The sequence below is a fragment of the Brevibacillus daliensis genome (assembly GCF_021245735.1).
Lineage (GTDB): Bacteria > Bacillota > Bacilli > Brevibacillales > Brevibacillaceae > Brevibacillus_B > Brevibacillus_B daliensis.
The window spans coordinates 44,096-64,300 of record NZ_JAJISB010000016.1 but is presented as its reverse complement, the minus strand read 5'-3'; the positions used below and the strand labels follow the sequence as shown (position 1 = coordinate 64,300).

17 protein-coding genes and 1 pseudogene are annotated in these 20,205 nt (G+C 39.6%); 6 read left to right on the top strand and 12 right to left on the bottom strand.

Going from position 1 to position 20,205, the window contains the following annotated elements; all coding sequences use genetic code 11:
- Window positions 1–64: 64 nt before the first annotated feature.
- Together LM917_RS13505 and LM917_RS13500 are read right to left on the bottom strand one after the other, a co-directional pair.
- Window positions 65–1,066 (bottom strand): sensor histidine kinase, encoded by a 1,002-nt coding sequence (locus tag LM917_RS13505; RefSeq protein ID WP_232698052.1) that lies wholly within the window; start codon window positions 1,064–1,066, stop codon window positions 65–67.
- Window positions 1,067–1,747: a response regulator transcription factor gene (locus LM917_RS13500; RefSeq protein ID WP_232698051.1), complete on the bottom strand. Its 681-nt coding sequence runs from the start codon at window positions 1,745–1,747 to the stop codon at window positions 1,067–1,069. It lies immediately after the preceding gene.
- Window positions 1,748–2,043: 296 nt separating this feature from the next.
- Here LM917_RS13500 and LM917_RS13495 point away from each other — a divergent pair.
- Window positions 2,044–2,532 (top strand): annotated as a pseudogene (locus LM917_RS13495) (ABC transporter ATP-binding protein); the annotation flags it as partial.
- An 82-nt stretch (window positions 2,533–2,614) separates the two neighbouring features.
- Here LM917_RS13495 and rlmH read toward each other — a convergent pair.
- From rlmH to pdxR, 4 genes are all read right to left on the bottom strand, one after another.
- Entirely contained in the window at window positions 2,615–3,094 is a 480-nt protein-coding gene (gene rlmH, locus LM917_RS13490) for a 23S rRNA (pseudouridine(1915)-N(3))-methyltransferase RlmH (protein ID WP_232698050.1), read from the bottom strand.
- Between the two features lie 5 nt (window positions 3,095–3,099).
- Entirely contained in the window at window positions 3,100–3,342 is a 243-nt protein-coding gene (locus LM917_RS13485) for a CxxH/CxxC protein (protein ID WP_232698049.1), read from the bottom strand.
- Between the two features lie 269 nt (window positions 3,343–3,611).
- On the bottom strand, window positions 3,612–5,654 hold the full coding sequence (locus tag LM917_RS13480) for a methyl-accepting chemotaxis protein (RefSeq protein ID WP_232698048.1): 2,043 nt from the start codon (window positions 5,652–5,654) through the stop codon (window positions 3,612–3,614).
- Between the two features lie 287 nt (window positions 5,655–5,941).
- Entirely contained in the window at window positions 5,942–7,375 is a 1,434-nt protein-coding gene (gene pdxR / locus LM917_RS13475) for a MocR-like pyridoxine biosynthesis transcription factor PdxR (RefSeq protein WP_232698047.1), read from the bottom strand.
- Between the two features lie 852 nt (window positions 7,376–8,227).
- Here pdxR and qoxA point away from each other — a divergent pair.
- The 4 genes from qoxA to qoxD all read left to right on the top strand — a co-directional run bounded on the left by qoxA (window position 8,228) and on the right by qoxD (window position 12,038).
- On the top strand, window positions 8,228–9,082 hold the full coding sequence (gene qoxA, locus LM917_RS13470) for a cytochrome aa3 quinol oxidase subunit II (RefSeq protein WP_232698046.1): 855 nt from the start codon (window positions 8,228–8,230) through the stop codon (window positions 9,080–9,082).
- Window positions 9,083–9,201: 119 nt separating this feature from the next.
- Window positions 9,202–11,145, top strand: a complete 1,944-nt coding sequence (gene qoxB / locus LM917_RS13465; RefSeq protein ID WP_232698045.1) for a cytochrome aa3 quinol oxidase subunit I — start codon at window positions 9,202–9,204, stop codon at window positions 11,143–11,145.
- A gap of 3 nt (window positions 11,146–11,148) precedes the next feature.
- A complete protein-coding gene (gene qoxC, locus LM917_RS13460; RefSeq protein ID WP_232698044.1) occupies window positions 11,149–11,745 on the top strand; it encodes a cytochrome aa3 quinol oxidase subunit III in 597 nt (198 codons plus the stop codon).
- 2 nt (window positions 11,746–11,747) lie between these two features.
- Complete coding sequence (qoxD, locus tag LM917_RS13455; protein ID WP_232698043.1) at window positions 11,748–12,038, top strand: cytochrome aa3 quinol oxidase subunit IV; 291 nt, start codon at window positions 11,748–11,750, stop codon at window positions 12,036–12,038.
- A gap of 100 nt (window positions 12,039–12,138) precedes the next feature.
- Here the strand turns inward: qoxD and LM917_RS13450 are convergent, their stop codons facing one another.
- The 4 genes from LM917_RS13450 to LM917_RS13435 all read right to left on the bottom strand — a co-directional run bounded on the left by LM917_RS13450 (window position 12,139) and on the right by LM917_RS13435 (window position 16,889).
- Complete coding sequence (locus LM917_RS13450) at window positions 12,139–12,393, bottom strand: hypothetical protein (RefSeq protein ID WP_232698042.1); 255 nt, start codon at window positions 12,391–12,393, stop codon at window positions 12,139–12,141.
- 247 nt (window positions 12,394–12,640) lie between these two features.
- Window positions 12,641–13,984, bottom strand: a complete 1,344-nt coding sequence (locus LM917_RS13445) for a TldD/PmbA family protein (protein WP_232698041.1) — start codon at window positions 13,982–13,984, stop codon at window positions 12,641–12,643.
- 3 nt (window positions 13,985–13,987) lie between these two features.
- Window positions 13,988–15,376, bottom strand: a complete 1,389-nt coding sequence (locus LM917_RS13440) for a TldD/PmbA family protein (RefSeq protein WP_232698040.1) — start codon at window positions 15,374–15,376, stop codon at window positions 13,988–13,990.
- A gap of 850 nt (window positions 15,377–16,226) precedes the next feature.
- Window positions 16,227–16,889 (bottom strand): L-fuculose-phosphate aldolase, encoded by a 663-nt coding sequence (locus LM917_RS13435; RefSeq protein WP_232698039.1) that lies wholly within the window; start codon window positions 16,887–16,889, stop codon window positions 16,227–16,229.
- 385 nt (window positions 16,890–17,274) lie between these two features.
- On the opposite strand from LM917_RS13435, the gene LM917_RS13430 reads away from it, so the two are divergent.
- Window positions 17,275–17,835, top strand: coding sequence for a hypothetical protein (locus tag LM917_RS13430; RefSeq protein ID WP_232698038.1), 561 nt, complete (start codon window positions 17,275–17,277; stop codon window positions 17,833–17,835).
- Between the two features lie 131 nt (window positions 17,836–17,966).
- Here LM917_RS13430 and LM917_RS13425 read toward each other — a convergent pair whose 3' ends face one another.
- Together LM917_RS13425 and LM917_RS13420 are read right to left on the bottom strand one after the other, a co-directional pair.
- On the bottom strand, window positions 17,967–19,220 hold the full coding sequence (locus LM917_RS13425) for a S1C family serine protease (RefSeq protein ID WP_232698037.1): 1,254 nt from the start codon (window positions 19,218–19,220) through the stop codon (window positions 17,967–17,969).
- Between the two features lie 162 nt (window positions 19,221–19,382).
- Entirely contained in the window at window positions 19,383–20,177 is a 795-nt protein-coding gene (locus tag LM917_RS13420) for an MBL fold metallo-hydrolase (RefSeq protein ID WP_232698098.1), read from the bottom strand.
- Between the last annotated feature and the right edge of the window lie 28 nt (window positions 20,178–20,205).

Below are 20,205 nucleotides of genomic sequence, written 5' to 3'. Positions count from 1 at the left end.
ATATCTGTCTAATATGATTTTCAGGTGACTGTAATATGACTATCTAGTCACATAACGGTCCATCCTAAATAACCTGCTTGTAAAACTTAATCCGAAACTGTGTACCCTTTCCCTTCTCACTTTGAACAACGATATGTCCATTCTGGCTTGTAATAATACTGTGAGCCATAGCAAGACCAATACCAATGCTTTCTTCGCTTGCATTCTTGCCTTTATAAAACCGCTTAAAAATATAAGGTAAATCCTCCTTCGGGATTCCCGGTCCGTTATCGGCAATGACGATTTCCGTAAACAGCGCATTTTCAGCAAAAGTAATGTCGATGTTACCGCCTTCTTGCGTATGCTCAACACCATTCTTCAGAATATTGATCATTGCTTCTACGCTCCAATTAAGATCACCAAGGAAAGAGACTGTATGGTCCCCGTTTATCGAAACGGCTTGTTCTTTAATGTCTATTGGAATCAGCAATGGCTCTAACGCTTTGTGGCAAAGCTTGTACACGGGTACGGGTTCTTGTTTGAATTGCACCGTTCCTGCATCGATTTTGGATAACTTTAATAAGGAAGAAACTAGCCACTTAATCCGTTCCAGCTGAACGTGAATATTGTGCGTGAACTCCATTCTTTTCTCAACTGGCAGCTCGGCATCACTTAATAAATCAGCCATCACCATCATAGAGGTAATCGGGGTTTTGAGTTGATGGGATATATCCGAAATAGCATCTGTAAGCTGGATTTTATCTTGCTTTAAAATAGAGCTCTGCTCTGATAGCATGAGCGTCACTTTATAAATATCGTTCTTCAGAATACTAAGCTCGCCTTCTTGATTATCACGAACATCTAGCGAATAATCCCCGCTACTAATTTGACGCAAATAGCTGGATAACTTAGCTATTTCACGATATCTCCACCTCGTAAAAAATAAGCTGCATCCAATTAGCAACGCAGAGATAATGGCAATGAGGATCATGGCAATGGCCGATATGAAAGACGCTGCAATAATTCCAAGTAAACTGAGTAAACACATCACAAATAGTACAAGTTGATATTCTCGGTTACGCAGCATCTAATCACCTACCTTATAGCCAAGTCCACGCACCGTTTTGATTAGCGTCGGGTTTTGCGGATGATCCTCTAGTTTTTCTCGCAGCCTTTTTATATATACGGTTAATGTATTATCATTCACGAAATCTCCCGCAACATCCCAAATCTGTTCCAACAGCTGATTTCTGGAGAGCACCTGTCCGACATGGTTAGCAAAAATAAGCAATAAGCGGTACTCTAAGGCGGTTAACGTAATTTCATTGCCTTGCTTATAAACCTTTCCTTCGAGCACATTGATTCGAATCTGATCGATCTCGATGGTATTTGTTTGCGTTTGTTTGTGGTATCTTCGCAATACCGATTTGATCCTAGATAGAAGCTCCCGTATACGAAACGGCTTGGTAATATAATCATCAGCGCCCATATCAAGCCCCATCACGACATTAACCTCATCCTCAATCGCTGTTAGAAAAATAACGGGAAGATCACTTCCCTGTTTCACAATCCTACATAGATCGTAGCCGCTTCCATCCGGAAGTGATAAATCGAATATACATAAAGCGAACTGCTCTAAGCCTTCCGCTAACACCTTCTTTGCAGAGGTAACATCATAGCAAAGTACCGTAGAATAACCATCTTGCTGTAACGAATATTCAAGTCCAGATGCAATCGTCTTATCATCTTCCACAAGCAAAATTTTCATTTCATGATCATCCTAACTTTGTCGTCCTATTTATAAAAACCTGATGTACCTAACTAAGAAACATGATAATTTATTACATCATATTTCCAGATAGGTTGCAAAGAAGAAGTGCACAACAAAAAAACGGCATCGCTGCCGTTTTGATATCTATATTACAACTTGTAATCTGTATATATGGGCTTCATAGGCTGACTTTGACTCGCAGCCTCGCACCAACCACAGAATAGAAAATATATTGTAGATTGATCGTCCAGTCCATATTGAATTCTCCAGAATATCAACTCGAATCTCCAAGGGGAAAGAACATGACCGACATGTCGCAAGAAGAGATTTGTAAAATACGCGCCAGTCAATTTAGGTTCATTTTTCAATCGTCTCATCTTGTGCCATTCCTTACCGTAGAAGATCAGCTCATGCTGATGCTTAACGTGTCAGAGACCAAGACGAGTAAATGTGAACAAAAAGAAGAGGTCACGACGATACTCAAATTGGTAGGTATGGATCATCGCAAAAATGCTTATCCTTCTTCATTGTCAGGTGGGGAAAAACAGCGGGTTGCCATTGGTCGTGCCATCATCCACAAACCAAAAATGCTATTCGCAGATGAGCCAACTGCAAGTCTAGACTCGACAAGATCAAGAGAAGTCATGACACTCATCCATAATTTGACTAAAGAGTTGAAAATCACCACCTTGCTGGTCACACATGATGAAGAAATGCTCTCCTATGCAGATCATGTTATCACCATGAAAGATGGATTGATTTTAAATACTCGAGGGCTTTAAACCAGCTTGAATAAGCAATTTGATATTGAAACACTGATACGTCACTGAACACAGAGGCCCATAAGGATTTTCGGCTTTACCACTATTTGTGGTACGGTTCCCCCCGACTAATCCTAAACCCCCGATAAATCTGCTCCACCAACACCAACCGCATCAACTGATGAGGAAAAGTCATCTTCGAAAAAGACAACTGCGCATCCGCTCGCTTCAACACCTCATCCGCCAATCCCAACGATCCACCAATGACAAAAGCCACCTGGCTTCGCCCATGCAAAGCAAGCTTGTCCATTTCGCTGGAAAGCTTATCAGATGACCACATTTGTCCCTCAATGGCTAGAGCAATGACATAATGATCTTGCTTGATATGCCCTAGAATGCGCTCGCCTTCTTTTCTCTTTACCTGCTCCATCTCTGTAGCGCTTAGCTCTTCCGGAGCCTTCTCATCATTTACTTCTACCACATTCAGTTTGCAGTAAGCTGACAGCCGCTTCACATACTCCTGAATGCCTTCCTTCAGATACTTCTCTTTCAGTTTTCCTACTGTTACAATCGTGATTTGCACCCGTCCTACATTCCTTTCACATGCAGTAATACAACTTTTCCTGGCTGACCGCATTCCATACAAGTGGAAGCAATCTCGCCTAGCTCTACATCTCCAATGGCAAAGGTATCTGGTGCTACATCATGGTAGTTCACGTAATCGTCCAACTCTACATCTATATGTTCCATGCAACTGACACGAATGGGATGCTCCTCGTGGATGGGTGTTTCTTTTCCTTGTATTACAATAGTTTTTACTTTGTTCGTCATATGAATGGTTCCTCGCTTTATTTGAAATGCTCCTCCTAACAAAATGCTACATATTCCAGAGAAGCTATGTATTTATCTTGTATGATGCACCTTTTAGTCTACCCCAGTCAGTAAATAAATCATAGGGTATTGATCGATTTGCTTGTTATACCTTCTGTATAGAATGAAAAAGCGTGTAGATCTGTACCTCTTCGTACATTCTCTACACGCTTTAGACCACTTCACTTGAATGAATATGCTTTTACTTGTTATTCATACCCTCATAGCTTCTACACTTTGAATTGCTGCACCACATCGTTTAAAGATTGTGCTACATTTGCCTGATCTTGTGAAGTCTGAGAGATTTGTCTCATGCCTTCATTGGTATCTGAAATACTGTTCTGTATTTCTTCTGTATTTTCTGTGGTTCTTTGGGCAATGTTTGCCATATTTTCAATAGCATCTGAGATTTCCTTCATCGTATGGGAAACATTCTCTGACATGGTTGCGATATCTTTGGACATTCGGCTTATAAAATCAGCATCTTCATTGTATTTTTTGCCAGTATCATGGAAGAGATCGTAATTTGTCATGACTTGCTTATCAATGAATTCTAATATTCCATTCGCATCATGAGTTAGATCATCAAAAGCTTTTTGCGTACTTTCAATTGTTGCATGGATTTGTAAAGCTGTTTTCTCTGATTCATCGGCCAGTTTTCGTACTTCCTGGGCTACTACAGCAAACCCTTTTCCGCTGTCTCCGGCTCTTGCCGCCTCTATAGCTGCATTTAAAGAAAGCAGATTTGTTTGATTAGCAATACTTGCAATAGCATCGGCCATTACTTTTATTTCACTAACAACTTTTCCATTTTCAATTGCTGCTACGATCGCTTTTTCTTTTTCTTCATATAATTTTTTTGTATGCTCGATAGATTGCTCTGCAGTATTTCTTATGTGAACGGCTCTCTCTTTGATTTCGATTGCTTCCCGATTACTTTCATGTGCTGTCTTGGCTAGTTCTTGTACATGAATAGACACTTCTTCAATCGAAGCACTTATCTCTTCACTACTAGCACTTGTATCTTGTGAACCCATCGCTATTTCAGCAGAGGAACGGTTAATTAGTTCCATCTGACTCGTAATTTCCTCGAAGGTAGCACTTAATTCCTGACTAGTAGCACTAACATGCTCAGCGTCTCTAGCAACATCTCGTACGACTCCCCTTAGTGTCTCAGACATCTTGTTGAAGGCATTCCCGATATTCCCTATCTCATCCTCTTTCGTTATCTGTAATACACCAGTAAAGTCTCCCTCACCCATTACCCTACTCATATCTTCTAATCGTTTCAATCGTTTTCCCAGTTTTCTTGTAAAAATAAAAATTGCTGAGCCGACAACAAATACAGCGATAATTCCTATTATTGACAGAGTTAGTAATAATTCTTTAGATGAAGCATTTATTTCTTCATTTGAAATAAAGAATGCTAACTTCCAGCCTGTTTTCTTAACTGTATCGTAATAGGCTTTGGCGTCGCCGTAGCCACCCTCATCATTAATAAACGATTGTCCATTTACTTTTTGTAACATTTCATTTCCGAGGGTTTTTAACGATTGACTGGAATTATCTTGAATGTAATTCTTCATAACATTTTCAGAAACTATATCATGTAAAAACAGTCCTTCTCCAGTTATGAGCATAGGCTCGCCTGTTTCGCCAACTTTAATGTTTGATAACATTTTCATGATTTGATCCAATTTCAAGTCAGCAGAAACTATACCTATAAATTGATTATTATAATAGAGAGGAGTAATAGTTGTGACCATTGACACACCAGTAATTGCATCTGTATAGGGCTCTGTCCATTTCAACTCTCCCTCTTTTAAGTTTTTTGCATCCTTATAATATACCTCTGTTGTGTAATCTATATTACTGAATGAATCATCAACAGTCATAACACCATCATTTTGAGTAACAAAATAAGCTAGTGTTCCAACCTGTGGATCTAGCTTGTTCGGCTCAAAAAAAACGCCTACTGCAAAAGTTTCATCATTTGTTGGCAATATAGCCATCATTTTTTTCAGGTATTCATCTCTTGTCAGTTTGGGATTTTCCTTAATGTCTAATGAAAGTGCTTGTAGCGTCTTTTCATGCGCTAGCAAGGATAGATTAATTGACTCTATCCCTTTTTCTAATTCTGCGTGCATTGTAGAGTCGACCTGTTCAATCATCATCGTATTACTTTTAAAGTAGGATACTCCTGACATTACTACTACCATTAGTATGATGACCGGCAAAAATAGACATAACATTTGACTTTTTATTGAATTCATAGTTGTCTTCTTTCCTTTCGCAGCTGAGAAGCATTATAATCTCTTCTCACTCTTTCCGTTCTAATACCATTTGATTTTCTTCATTCAACAAAAAATATTTTTATAATGAATAACAATATCTACATTAATATTAATCGGAAGTTTTGAATAAAAATTTTACTAGGGGAATAAAATCCTTTTTTAGAAATTCCCTCTTCTCACCTCCTATCCCAACCTAAAATAGGGCTGTCCTGCAAGTAGAAACCCTACTTTACAGAACAGCCCTTATTTATTCGTTATCAGTTACCTCATTTTAAGCTACGTAAAGCACCTGAAAAACGAGAAATCGCTTCATAAATATGCTCTTCTCGAGCACGGCCGAATGTAAAACGAGCATATCCTTTCTCTGTCCCGAAAACTCTTCCAGGTACAAAAGCAACTCCTCTTTTCATTGCCTCTTTTAATAATTGTTGTTCGTTAACGTCCGCCTTTACTTTACACCAGATATGAATGCCACCCTCAGGGACTAAAAACTCTACCTGGTCCTCGAGCTGGTCATATAGCGAGAAAACCATTTTGTCTCTATTAAATGTAAGCGACTCACGAAGCTTGCTCATATGTGTCGAGAAATCCGCAGACGATAAAAACTGGTTAGCAATCCATTCAGGAATAATGCTAGGTCCTAAATCGATCTGCTGTTTTGCATCCGCCAAACGTTCAATTACTGTTTGAGGGCCAAAAATCCATCCAATTCGCAATCCAGAAGCGACGGTTTTGCTTAGAGAACTAACATAGAGAACGGTTCCATTTTGATCCATGGATTTTAACGTTGACATATGTGTCTTGTCAAAAGTAGTTAAACTGTATGGATCATCCTCAATAATCGGTATTCCGTAGCTAGAGGAAATTTCCAGTACCCGCTTTCTTCGTTCCATGTCGAGAAACGACCCAGTGGGATTTTGAAAATTAGGATTAAGAAATACCATTTTTATGCGATGCTGCTTATGTAATGTAACGATATCATCCGGATTAATTCCATGATCATCAACAGGCAATAAATAAGGTCTTATACCTGCTGATTTAAATAAGGACAACGAATAGCAATAAGAAGGGTCTTCAATCGCAACTGCATCCCCTGGTTTAAGTAAGCACTGGACGATTAGATACAAGGCCTGCTGTGCCCCAGAAGTAATCAACACAGATGAAGGGGTTGCATGTATATTTTTCATTTTTTTCAGATGTGATGCAATGGTTTCACGCAGTACTAAATTCCCTTGAGAATGATCATATCCTACTTGATAGTTAAAATCCTCGTTGGACATGATTTTGCGAAAATATTGAGTAGCAGATAAGTCGGGTGAAAGCTCTCCGCTTGCCAGATCGATGAGATCAAGATCGAAATTTTCTTTCCTTATAGCGCGCATCATTGTGGTGTTCGGTAGAAATGACCCTGTTTCGATCAGCTTCTCCCAGTTCGGACTTCTTTTGCGAGATGTACCCCATATGTTTTTACTTACGAGGGTCCCTTTCCCCTGCAGGCTTTCTACAATACCAAAAGCACGTAATTCCTCATAGGCAGCTACGATTGTCGAACGGTTTACTCCTAATTCTTTTGAAAGCAAACGTTCGGAAGGAAGCAATGTTCCCGGTGGATATTCACCATTGGAAATCCGCTGTTCTAGATATTGGACAATTTGCTTGTAGACTGGTATTGGACTTTCGCGATTGGGCTTCCAAGACATAAAGGAATTCACATCCTTACACTCACTCAGATAAGTTAATAAGTTTATTAGTTATAAGTTTATAGAACCAAAACATTCATTTCAACTTATATGCTCTTATAATAGCTCTTACCTTTACTAACACAAACTATGACCTGTTGTTATACCGAAAGAAGACACATATTGTGACAGCTTGTGAACTTTTTTTGATATTTCTTACTAATCCTATTCCCGTACATGAGTAATAAGGTACTCCATCTTAACCTTTTGATCTCCTCACCAACATAACAACGCCCAATTTTGGACATAAGTTATACTTTTTCCAATTTTAGTCTTGCTTAAATTGTCTGTGTTACTAGCAACGATGTTTAAATGTGACTAATTTTTGTCTTAATTGTTTCAAATCATTGAACATGGATGGGTGAAACATTTTTAAACTGGATGGAGACATTTTTTTAATTGTTAACTAGGATAAGGTTGAATTAATATTGTTTTCTTTCTGACTTATCTGTTTCGACGGAGTTATTTACAATTTATTGAACGTTACTATTTCCGTTGCATTCACAGTTAGGGGATGGAGACATAAAAAAGACAAAAATACATCCACTCGGTTCTTAAATTAAATGACTCACCGAGATGTATTTTATACGGACAACAACATCGTCCCTTTTTATAGAAGCAGATGGGAGAATTAGTTCCTATGTTTTATCCTTCCGCTGCATTCCCATCTTCATTCCTGATCAGGTCTTTATGGAAGAAAAACAAGTAAATACGAGAAAAAATATGGAAACTAGTCTTCATGCTGCTCTAGATACGGAAGACTATCGATCATATTTAAAATCTCGATAGTCAGTTCAAGAAAGGGGTACGACTATGAAAAGAAAGTGGTTTTTTTTAACAGTAGTTTTCACTATTATCACCGTGCTAACCGGTTGTGAACCATTAACGGTTTTGGACCCTAAAGGGCCACAAGCTCAAACTCAAGCCAATGATATTATGCTTTCTATTTTGTTAATGTCGTTTATTGTCATTGTCGTTTTCGTACTTTTAGTATTTATGTTAGTAAAGTACCGTGCTTCTAAACAAAGTGTAGATTATGAACCTCCTCACATTGAAGGGAATGCAATTGTTGAAGCAATCTGTGTCGGGATTCCAGTTTTAATCGTAGTTTTCCTTTCAATTGTTTCTGTTCAAAGTAACTATAAAGTTGAAGCAAGACCTGTAGGATATGAAGATAAAAAGCCTTTAGTTGTTTATGCTTCTACATCTAACTGGAAGTGGCATTTTAGTTATCCAGAAGAGAATATTGAAACCGTAAACTACCTGTATATTCCTACAGACCGAGCACTTGAATTTAAACTTTACTCATACGGTCCGATCACCAGTTTTTGGATTCCACAACTTGGGGGACAAAAATACGCGATGGCAGACATGGTTACCACATTACACCTAGCAGCAGATGCTCCAGGTGAATTTATGGGACGAAATGCTAACTTTAGTGGTAAAGGATTCGCTGAAAATACTTTCAACGTAAAAGCAATGCCTGAAGCTAAATTTAATGAATGGGTAAAAGAAGTTAAAGAAACTGCCAAGCCTCTTACTGAAGAACATTTCAATGAACTAATTAAACCAGGTCATCTTGGACAATTAACTTTTACAGGAACGCATTTAGATTTCTCACCAGCTCCAGAAGGTGAAAATGGTGGACATAATCACGGTTCTAAATGATTCTCGTAAGATTTCTGAAGAGAGAGAATCCGAACAATGTAAGCATTAAAGTTTTTTAAGTTTAATAGTAGCTGATTTTACATTTCAAGTAATATGTTATCCGAAAGGAGTTAACTAGTATGGATTTCTTTGATAGATTTGCCGTACCACATCCAAGTCCTGCGATTTACGCTTCGATGGTTGCCATTGGACTTACTGTTGTCGCAATTATCGCTGGCTTAACCTATTTTAAAAAATGGGGATATCTATGGCGTGAATGGTTAACAACCGTTGACCATAAGCGTATCGGGATTATGTATCTGATCTCTGCATTGCTGATGCTATTCCGCGGCGGAGTAGATGCTATTATGATGCGTGCACAACTAGCCGTTCCTGAGAACGGGTTACTAGATGCACAGCACTATAATGAAGTATTTACAACGCATGGTCTCGTTATGATCATATTTATGGCTATGCCGTTCGTTATAGCCTTTATGAACTTTGTTGTTCCACTGCAAATTGGAGCTCGTGACGTAGCGTTTCCGCGTTTGAATGCACTAAGCTTCTGGTTATTCTTTATGGGTGCAATGTTATTAAACATCTCTTTCGTTATCGGTGGTTCTCCAGATTCAGGTTGGACTTCTTATTTCCCACTTGCGGGTAACGAATTTAGTGAATCTGTAGGAACAAATTATTATATGTTTGCTCTCCAGATATCCGGCCTCGGTACAATGATAACGGGTATTAACTTTATCACGACGATTCTTAAAATGAGAGCACCTGGTATGACATTAATGAAGATGCCAATGTTCACATGGTCTACTTTGGTAACTAACGTTATCATTGTTTTCGCTTTCCCTGTCTTAACAGTGGCGCTTCTAATGGGTACTATGGACCGGCTTTTTGCAACAAATTTCTTTACCACTGCTAATGGTGGTATGGATATGCTTTGGGCTAACTTGTTCTGGGTTTGGGGACATCCAGAAGTATATATCTTAATTTTGCCAGCGTTTGGTATTTATAGTGAGGTTATCTCAACCTTTGCACGCCGCAATCTGTACGGCTATAAATCGATGGTTGGCTCAATGGTTATCATCTCTCTATTGTCCTTCTTGGTTTGGACTCACCATTTCTTTACAATGGGTCAGGGAGCACTAACAAATAGTATCTTCTCGATTACGACAATGGCGATTGCCGTTCCGACCGGGGTTAAGATATTTAACTGGTTGTTTACTCTCTGGAAAGGTAAAATTGAGTTTACTGTTCCAATGCTTTATTCAATAGGTTTCATCCCGATTTTTACAATCGGTGGGGTTACCGGCGTTATGCTTGGGATGTCAGCCGCTGACTATCAATACCATAATACAATGTTTCTGGTAGCTCACTTCCATATGGTTATTTTACCTGGTGTTGTATTCGCAATGCTTGCTGGTCTCACTTACTATTGGCCAAAAATGTTCGGCTTCAAGCTGAACGAACGTATTGGGAAATGGGCATTCTGGTTTATCTCAATCAATACTTTGGTAACATTCATGCCAATGTTTATCTCCGGTTTAGATGGTCAAGCACGTCGTATGTACACATACTCTGAATCAACTGGATTTGGCATATGGAATATGATTTCGTTTATTGGAGCGATTGGGCTCGCGATAGGTTTTGCTTTAATCGTTTACAACGTCTATTACAGCATTCGTTATTCCCCAAGAAATATTGGTTCCGATCCATGGGATGCTCGTTCACTGGAGTGGGCTACTCATAGTCCAGTACCGGAGTATAACTTTGCTCAGGTACCACATGTTAATTCAAGTGAGGCATTCTGGGATTCCAAGAAAAATGGGCATGTGTTATATAAAGGTGAATTAGAAAAAATTCATATGCCAAATAACAGCGGTATGCCGTTTATTATGGCTTGTATCTTCTTCTTATGGGGCTTTGCATTTATATTCGCCATGTGGACCACAGTAATCATTACAACAATCGGTATCTTTGCTTGTTTGGCTCATCGATCCTTCGAGCAAGATCATGGTCGTTACATTTCCGTTAGAGAAATTGAAGAGACAGAAAAAAAATTGCGAGGTGCTTAAATAATGAAAATAGATAACTCGCTGCCACTCGAATATAGTACTGAAGAAAATCAAACGAAAATCTTAGGCTTTTGGATCTTCCTTGGTGCTGAGATTATGCTTTTTGCCACGCTATTTGCGTCATATTTCGTATTAGTTGATCGTACGGGAAGTGGCCCCACTGGAGCAGAGATTTTTGAAATCACTCCAGTATTAATCGAAACAATCGTACTGTTAACAAGTAGTTTTACCATCGGTCTTGCTATTCATGCCATGCGTATTGGCAACAAGAAAGCGATGATGGCATTCCTTACTACTACGCTTCTTCTGGGTGCAGGTTTCCTAGGAGTTGAAATTTATGAGTTCGTTCACTATGTTTCTATTGGTGCAGGACTCCAAACTAGTGCCTTTACATCTATCCTGTTATTAACCTTAGGTACACATGGAGCGCACGTTACGTTTGGTCTGTTCTGGGGATTATTTATCTTGATGCAAGTCAGAAAGCAAGGGTTGACTCCTGAAACTGCCAATAAATCATTCATCTTTTCACTTTATTGGCATTTCCTAGACGTAGTTTGGATCTTCATCTTCAGCTTCGTTTACCTGAAAGGAATGATGTAAACATGAAAGAATTATTCCCAGCTAAACAAGTAATGGGTTTTGTATTTTCAATGATTCTGACTGTAACTGCACTTTCGGTGTATTTCTTAGAAATGTCATTTACAGTAGGCATAACAATCCTTCTTGTCACAGCATTCATACAAGCAGGTCTTCAGCTAGTTGTGTTTATGCACGCTGGTGAAACTAAGGATAAAGGGGCAATTTATACAAACGTATATTACGGATTAATCATTGCCCTCGCTACCGTCTTCGGTACATTGCTAACCATGATCTGGGGTTATCAAATTCCATAGTAATTACAAAAATGCAGCCACCTCTCCTCAGGAGGTCGGCTGCATTTTTCTTTTCAATCATACATGTTATAACAACGAATACAAGGAAAAGGCTTTAAGCTCACTCTTCGGGTATTCCTATCATGGAAATCGTTTTTTCATGGTCAGATCTTTTCTCCAACATTTCCTCCGTCACTACAAAAAATGATCCCATTAGAAAGATAAAAACAGCACCCACAACTGCACCGACGCCAACAGGAGTCAAAATATTATGACTATTTTGCAAAAAACCAATTAGAAAAGTAATGATTCCAACGAAGAGGACAGTTCCTCCAACATACTTCACATAATTCAATATTTTTACTTTAGATTCCAAGTCAATCAACCCCCTTTCTATATATTATTAGTTTTGTTCACAAATTAGTCAAATATTTTATAATATTTGGAATAAAAAGGTGCTATTATCCATTATTTTTTATCTCCAGAGGCTTTGAAATAATTACGACACCACTACAACCAACGTAAGATCTAAATAAAAAAGCCAGAACCATCGAAAGACAACGACGATCCCAGCTTTTCTACTTTTTGAGCCTTACTAACTATAACTTACCTTCACTCGAATCCTACAACCCTGAAATCGCAAGCGAACTAACCCGTAAGGAAGGGGAATTAATTCGTCCCATAAATCTCAAATCATTACCGATCTCCTCTACCTGATTCAATAGCTCCAGCATATTGCCTGAAACAGTTATCTGATAGACAGGCTTCGTAATCTTACCGCCTTCAATGTAAAAACCACGGCAGGAAAGCGAAAAATCACCGGAAATTGGGCTAGTACCAGAGTGAAGACCATCCAGATCGGTAATAAGCAAGCCTTTGTCAATTACACTTACTATTTCATCCAAAGAATGCTCACCTGGTTGAATAAACAAATTATGTGGCGCCACCGAAATGCTGTCACGATAACCATCCTTGGAAGCGTGGCCTGTGGATTCTACGCCTGCTTTTTTAGCAGTTTTACGGTTATGCAGGAAGGTTTGTAATTGCCCATTCTTTACAACCTCCACTTTTTTCGTCGCCATACCCTCAGCGTCAAAAGACGTACATCCCATTGTTCCTTCCATAAGCGGATCGTCTACAATCGTGATGTTGCTACCTGCCACTTGCTGATTCAGCTTCCCTGCTAAGCGAGAGAACCCTTTTTCAACAGCACTTCCTGAGAATATAGAAGTAAAAGTTGCGAGTAAATCACTTGCCGCATCATAGCGCAGGATCACTGGATATTGAGCCGATTTCACACTTGCTGAACCTAACTGGGAGAGAGCATTCTCTACTGCACGTTGAGCCAGCTTTGGAATATCCAGGTCTTCAAAATGATCCGTTGTATAGGCAAAATCATAACCGGAAGTGGTACTTCCGTTTTCTTCTGATACTACTTGAAGTCTGGCGGAGGCAATGGTATAACGAGAGTGGCAGGAAAGTCCCTTGGTATTGGTAATCATGGTTTCGCCTTCTGACGTACTGACCCCGACTCTGTTAACCAGTGTAATACGTGGATCTGCTTCACTTGCAATCTGTTCCAGAAGTTGTGCGGCGTCAATCAGTTCTTTTGGCGAAGTGCTTGCCAATTCTTCCGCATATGTTTTTACCTCAGCATAACTCTCTGATCCACTAAAAAGCTCTTCCTGTTCATTACTTTCTAATACTTCGGCATTGCTTTTTGCCTCTTCCAGCAATATCTTGATTGAATTTTCATCTATTTTTTCGGTAAAGGAGTAGCACATTTTCCCATCAATTACACCACGGAAGGATAGGCCACCGCTCTCCTTAATCGTGTAGGTATCGATCTCCTTTTTAAAGACACTTACATTGGTAGAACTACTTCTACTATAATATACTTCCATATCGGTAAAGCCTAGCTCTTTTCCCTCTTGAAACAGTCTTTCCTGGAATTGTTTCACGTCCATTCTCTATTCCCCCTTTCTACCGCCAACTGTCATTTGCGATACGCGAATCATTGGTTGCCCTACATTTACAGGGATACTACCGCTGACCGAACCGCACATACCTTGGCCATAGGAGAGATTGTTTCCTACCATATCAATATTTTTCAAGGTTTCGATACCTGTTCCAATGAGAGTTGCACCTTTTACTGGCTCTTCAATTTTTCCGTTTCGAACGATGTACGCTTCATTAACCGCAAAGTTAAATTCACTGGTGGCAGGATCCACTGATCCACCACCCATATACTTGGCATAAAGGGCGTATTCTGTATTTGCAATAATTTCTTCAGGTGTCGAATCGCCAGCTGCAATATACGTATTATTCATACGGGAAGCGGGCGCGAATTTATAGGACTCTTTACGACCTGAACCGGTTGATTCGGTATTCATCATTCTCGCACCCAGCTTATCGATCAGATATCCTTTTAACACACCATTCTCGATCAGTACATTGCGTCTAGTTCTCGCACCTTCGTCATCGATTCTGGAAGAACCGAATTCATTTGCAATTGTACCATCATCAATAGCTGTTACTAACGGAGAAGCTACGTATTCCCCTACTTTATCTGCGAATACAGAAGCCTTCTTGGCAACACTGGTTGATTCCAGGCCATGTCCGCATGCTTCATGGAAGATTACTCCTCCAAATGCGTTATCAATAATTACAGGCAGCTTGCCGCTTGGGGCATAGCCGGCATGAAGCATTGTCTTCGCACTTCGGGCAGCTTCACGTGCATACCACTCTATATCCATATCCTGAATGAACTCTGCTCCCGCATGAGCACCTGGAGCAAAATATCCTGCCTGCTTTTCTGGACCATCTGAAGCAATACATCTAATACCCAAACGCGTACGTGTTCGGCTATCCTCCACAAAAAGACCATCAGAGTTAGCGATTAAGACATTTTGCGTATAGTCATTATAAGAAATCTCCGTTTGTGAAATGATTGGATCATAATTTTTCCCCGCTTCATGTGCACGGCGCATCCATTCGATTTTTTGTTTCTTGGTCACATCATTCGGCATTAGGTGAATAACGTGCTCATTATCCAGCGTTGTTTTTCTGAGATCAATTGTGTGATTACCAGGTGTTCCTGTAATTGCTTGTGCAGCTGAAGTAGCTACCTTGAGCAAATTCTCTTCCCGAAAATCATTCGTAAAGGCATAGACAGAAAACGATCCTTTCAAAATACGAATGCCTACCCCATAATTTCGTCCTGACAATGCATTTTCTACCGTTCCACCAAGCATGGTTAGATTGTTGCTTACCTTATCTTCCACAAATATATCAGCAAAATCGCCACCTGTTTGAAGAGCAGCTTGAAGCATTCTTTCAATCAATACTGGATGTAACATACTCTCTCTCCCTTCGATAATCTAACTCTTACTGTAATGATGTATTATCTTCGTAAACTTTCCCATCATGTTCGAAATGGGGATTGAGTAATAAAACCTGTCTGTTACAATCTGTACATCCCTTTTCGTCTCATTTATTATGGTAAACGGATGAGCAGCCTGCTAAAAAACAGACTATTACTTTATTTTGCTCCACTATCTTTTTATCGTCAATCTCACTTTACATTTTTTTGAAATAACCAGTCTCTATATAGCATGATTTCTATCTATACAGTCTGTTATTACTTATCTACATCACCTCTCTTTAACATATTTTCATGTAGATCGTCCCATAACAGGGAATAACATAACAAAGATTTTACTTCAAGGTTAGATTTCATCCGGCTTTTGTGGAAAAAACCAGCTTCTCTTTTCACCCTTCGCTAGAGTCTTCGCCCTTCTGGTGGCTGGACTGTCCGCTCCGCACTATTCATCGGGGAAGCTCAAAACGATGTATTCACTGTAAGACTTGCTGGATCTCGCTTCTTTTTCCCGATAAATAATGCTCCGCTGAGTTGGGCTTCGCCAAGACACTCTGTGTGAAAAGAGAAGCTGGTTTTTCGGGCAGTTGGTTCTCTTTGTTACCTAAAACCGTTAGCAGAAGAAGCACATTTTTTGTCCAGAACCTTTAAGGTCCTACCTAGTTACATAACAAAGAGGGCGGATCTAAAAGTGCAACCCATGAGATACTGCGTAGCATCGCAACCTTTTGCACTTTCCTTCTTCTGCAGCCCACTACAGTAGTGTATAAGGATACAATAAAAAAGCGCCCGGTTTCCCGAGCGCATCTCTTACTATTACATAGATATTATTAGTCTTGTTTCCCATAAGTCTTGAATTTTTCAACATTGCGTTCCATTTCTTCATCAGACAAGATCACAGGCTCTCCTGCTGCTTTAGCCTGCAAATATAATTGGGAACAGAATTCCAATTGTTCTGCTTTAGCAAATGCTTCTGCCATAGTTTTACCAGCCGAGTTCAAGCCGTGGTTAGCAAGAAGAACCGCTGTTCTGCCTTCCATACCCTTCAGTGCGTTTACCGCTAACTCTGGGGAACCATACGTTGCATATTCTGCACAACGTACGTCTTTACCACCAGCATGCGCCACTAGATAATCAACTGCCGGCAATGGCAAACGAAGTGTGGATAGAGTAGTCGCATAGATAGCGTGGCAATGTACCAATGCATCTACGTCGGTACGATTGCGATATACAATGGAGTGCATATCGAATTCGCTGGATGGTTTCAATTTGCCATCAATAACGTTATTCTCAAGGTCCATGATAACTACATCTTCTGGTTTCATCGTTTCATAAGGAACGCCAGTTGGTGTAATTGCCATATATCCTAATTCACGGTTCATAATACTAAGGTTACCACCTGTACCAGTTGTTAATGTACTGTTAGCCATCTTAATTCCAAATTCGACGATTGTTTCTCTCTCTTCTCTCATCAGTAGTGTTTCTTGTGACATGCATACACTCACCTTTCCACTTCTATTTTGGAAAAACCAACTGGTTTGCAAAGCCACCGAAAAAAACATCCCATCTTAACATTTAAGCGCTTTCATTAAACATTAACGAACGGGTAACCTTATATGTATCCAGAGCAAACCGTTACCTTATTATACAATGTTAAAACATTACATCTCAATTTAATTTTGTGAAATTACCGACAATAAATATTGTCATTCATTATATTTTTTTCCTCTCGAAATCATTTTTTACACATGCGATCCAAGTAAAGATGTCAATTTTATATGTTTTGTAATCTTATTGTCACCTTATTTAAAATAATATCTGATATTCTGATTTAGGTCACAATAGCAACAAAACATACAAGGGGATGCCACAACTACAATGAATAAAAGAACCTACAAAATCGCACTTACTTCTTTGACAGTATTATTGTTGTTCGCTTTTACAGCCTGCTCAAAACCTCAGTCTGAAGCTCCTACAAAAACAGGCAGCCAGACTTCAACGGAGAATTTGGGCACTGAACAATTTGATGATGGACACGGAAATGAAGCTGATGTAGAAACATATGCTAGCAAAGAAAGCGGTTTTACTCTGAAATATCCAGAAATATGGAATGATGTCATCAAAGTTAACGAACATAAAGATGATTCTATGCCAGCAGTAGAAATGATTACATCATTCCTTTATGCACCTGAAGGAAAGCAGCAAGATGATCTAGAATCCTTGTTGAACATTTATAAAGTAACTCAAGATAACTATGCGAAAATGTCTAAAGAAGAGGGTCCAGAGCTTGGCGTAAAACTAGCTGAAAACGATAAGTTTGTATGGCTTGGTTCCCTTCCTCAATCCAATCCGTTCGATCCTAACAGTGAGATGGGTAAACAATTTGAAAATCTAGTGGTTGAACTTGAATTCCACAAAAAAAATCTATCGCTTCAATAATACAACTGGAAATATGTAGAAAAAACGATCATAAGAACTTGATTACACACTTATATTCATTCTGATAACACAGAAAGAGAGGCCAACTATCAGCCTCTCTTTCTCATTAATTATTTTCCGGGAAATCTTCTTTAGCGTTGCTGTTGTTGCTGTTGTTGTTGACTAGGACTTTCTCCAAGTTTAACTTTTACTTTCTGTTTGAAGCCATCACGATACAACGTGACATCTACAGTGTCACCTGGTTTTTTATTTTGTGTCAGGTATTTCAGTAATTGAGCACCACTTGTTATCTGCTCATCATCAAGATGAGTAATAACATCATATTCTTTAACCCCTGCTTGTTGAGCTGGAGATAATTCACCTACTGACATTACTACAACCCCTGCTTGAATGGTCTCAGGCAGTTTCAGAACATCTTTCCACGCATAATGTGGCACATCAGTCAGATCACGTGGTCCCACACCCATATATGCTCGATTTAGATAACCATCCTTGATGAGTGCCGGAATAATTGTTTTTACATCATTGATAGGAATAGAAAACCCTAGCCCTTCTACACCATTTTTAGAGATCTTCAAGGTATTTATCCCAACTACCTGCCCCTCAATGTTCACCAAGGCACCACCGCTATTTCCGGGATTGATAGCTGCATCTGTTTGAATAACATCCAGTTCCCAGTCAACTGTTCCATCTTCATTAATATCCATTGGCATGGAACGGTTGGTAGAGCTCACAATTCCTTGTGTTACAGTTCCTGAGAATTCCATTCCTAGCGGGTTACCAATAGCAATTACCGGCTCCCCGACTTTTAATGTACTGGAGTCACCCAGTTCTGCAACCTTGTTAACCTTGGAACCATCTATCTCCAATACAGCAATGTCCGTTCTTTCATCATGACCAAGCACTTTTGCTTCTATCCGTTCTCCACTGATCAGACTTACTTCTAATTTCTCTGCCCCTTTAATAACATGATTGTTAGTGATGATATGGGCTTTTCCATCTTTCTTTTCAAAGATAACGCCCGATCCCTCACCGCTTGTTACTGCTTGACTCTCTCTGCTCCACGGATTGCTTACTTGTTGAATATTAATAATACCAACCACTGCTTCGTCTACTTTATCTACCGCTTTGGTAATAGCCGTATTAACTTCCACACTCACCTGTTGTGCAAGTTTAGAGCTAGAATGTTGTTCCGTAACTTTTGACGTAGTAGTCGTATCTGATAACGGATTCATGTATCCCGCTTGAGTTAACCACGGAGCTACCATCATCACCACCAGACCACCGATTACTGCTGATGTGATCGAAGTGAAGATTGTTTTTCCCATTCCTTGCGAGGATTTTTTTTTCTTATCATTATAAAATTCATCATCATAATAGCCCATAGCAATTACTCCTTTCGATTTTAAGGAATAAGAGAATAGGAGTGGTTTGTTAATTAATCCTTCCCTGTCCTTGTGTTAACAGTATAAACAGGATTTTAGGCAATTTAACGTTAGAAATATGGAAAGGTTATGGAATGGTAGAAGAGTTACATATCAAGCGGTCTATAGTTTCTCCATTCTAGTTGGACGATGCGGATACGTCTCACGTAAATAAACATCGTCGCCCACACGTAAACCGGATTCTTCCAGGATGTTTTTAACCGTCAATTTGGCTAAATCCATCATGTTATTCTCTTTGCTTAAATGGGCAAGGTAAACCCTCTCCGCTTCCCCACCTAGAATATCAAGCAGAGCTTCAGCAGCCATCTCGTTGGATAAATGACCAAAATCGCTTAAAATTCGTTGCTTAATACTCCATGGATAGGCGGACATCCGCAGCATGTCTACATCATGATTCGATTCAAAGATATAGGCATCTGATCCCTTTATTATCTCTTTCATTTTGTCACTGACATATCCCGTATCAGTAGCAATTGTCATTTTCTTATTTTCATGATGCATGCAAAAACCCATTGGCTCTACCGCATCATGCGATGTCCCGAATGACTGGACAGTTATATCACCAAACTCCATAGTTTGTCCGACTTCAAGAAGATGACGCTGCGATTCTGGTACGACACCGATTAATCGATCCAGTTCTCCCCACGTTTTCTCCGTCGTATAGACAGGAATTCCATAACGTCTCGCCATAACTCCGACCCCTTTTATATGATCGGAGTGCTCATGCGTTACGAGAATAGCCTGCAGTTCATTCGGTTTTACGCCTACCTCTTGCAGTAACGCTTCCGCCTGCTTTCCTGTTAACCCGACGTCAACCAATAGAGAAGTACGTTCTGTTCCTACATAAATGGCATTTCCTGTACTTCCGCTAGCTAAAACACTAAACTGCAAGACAATCCCTCTTTCCCCTTAATCGTTTTCTCCA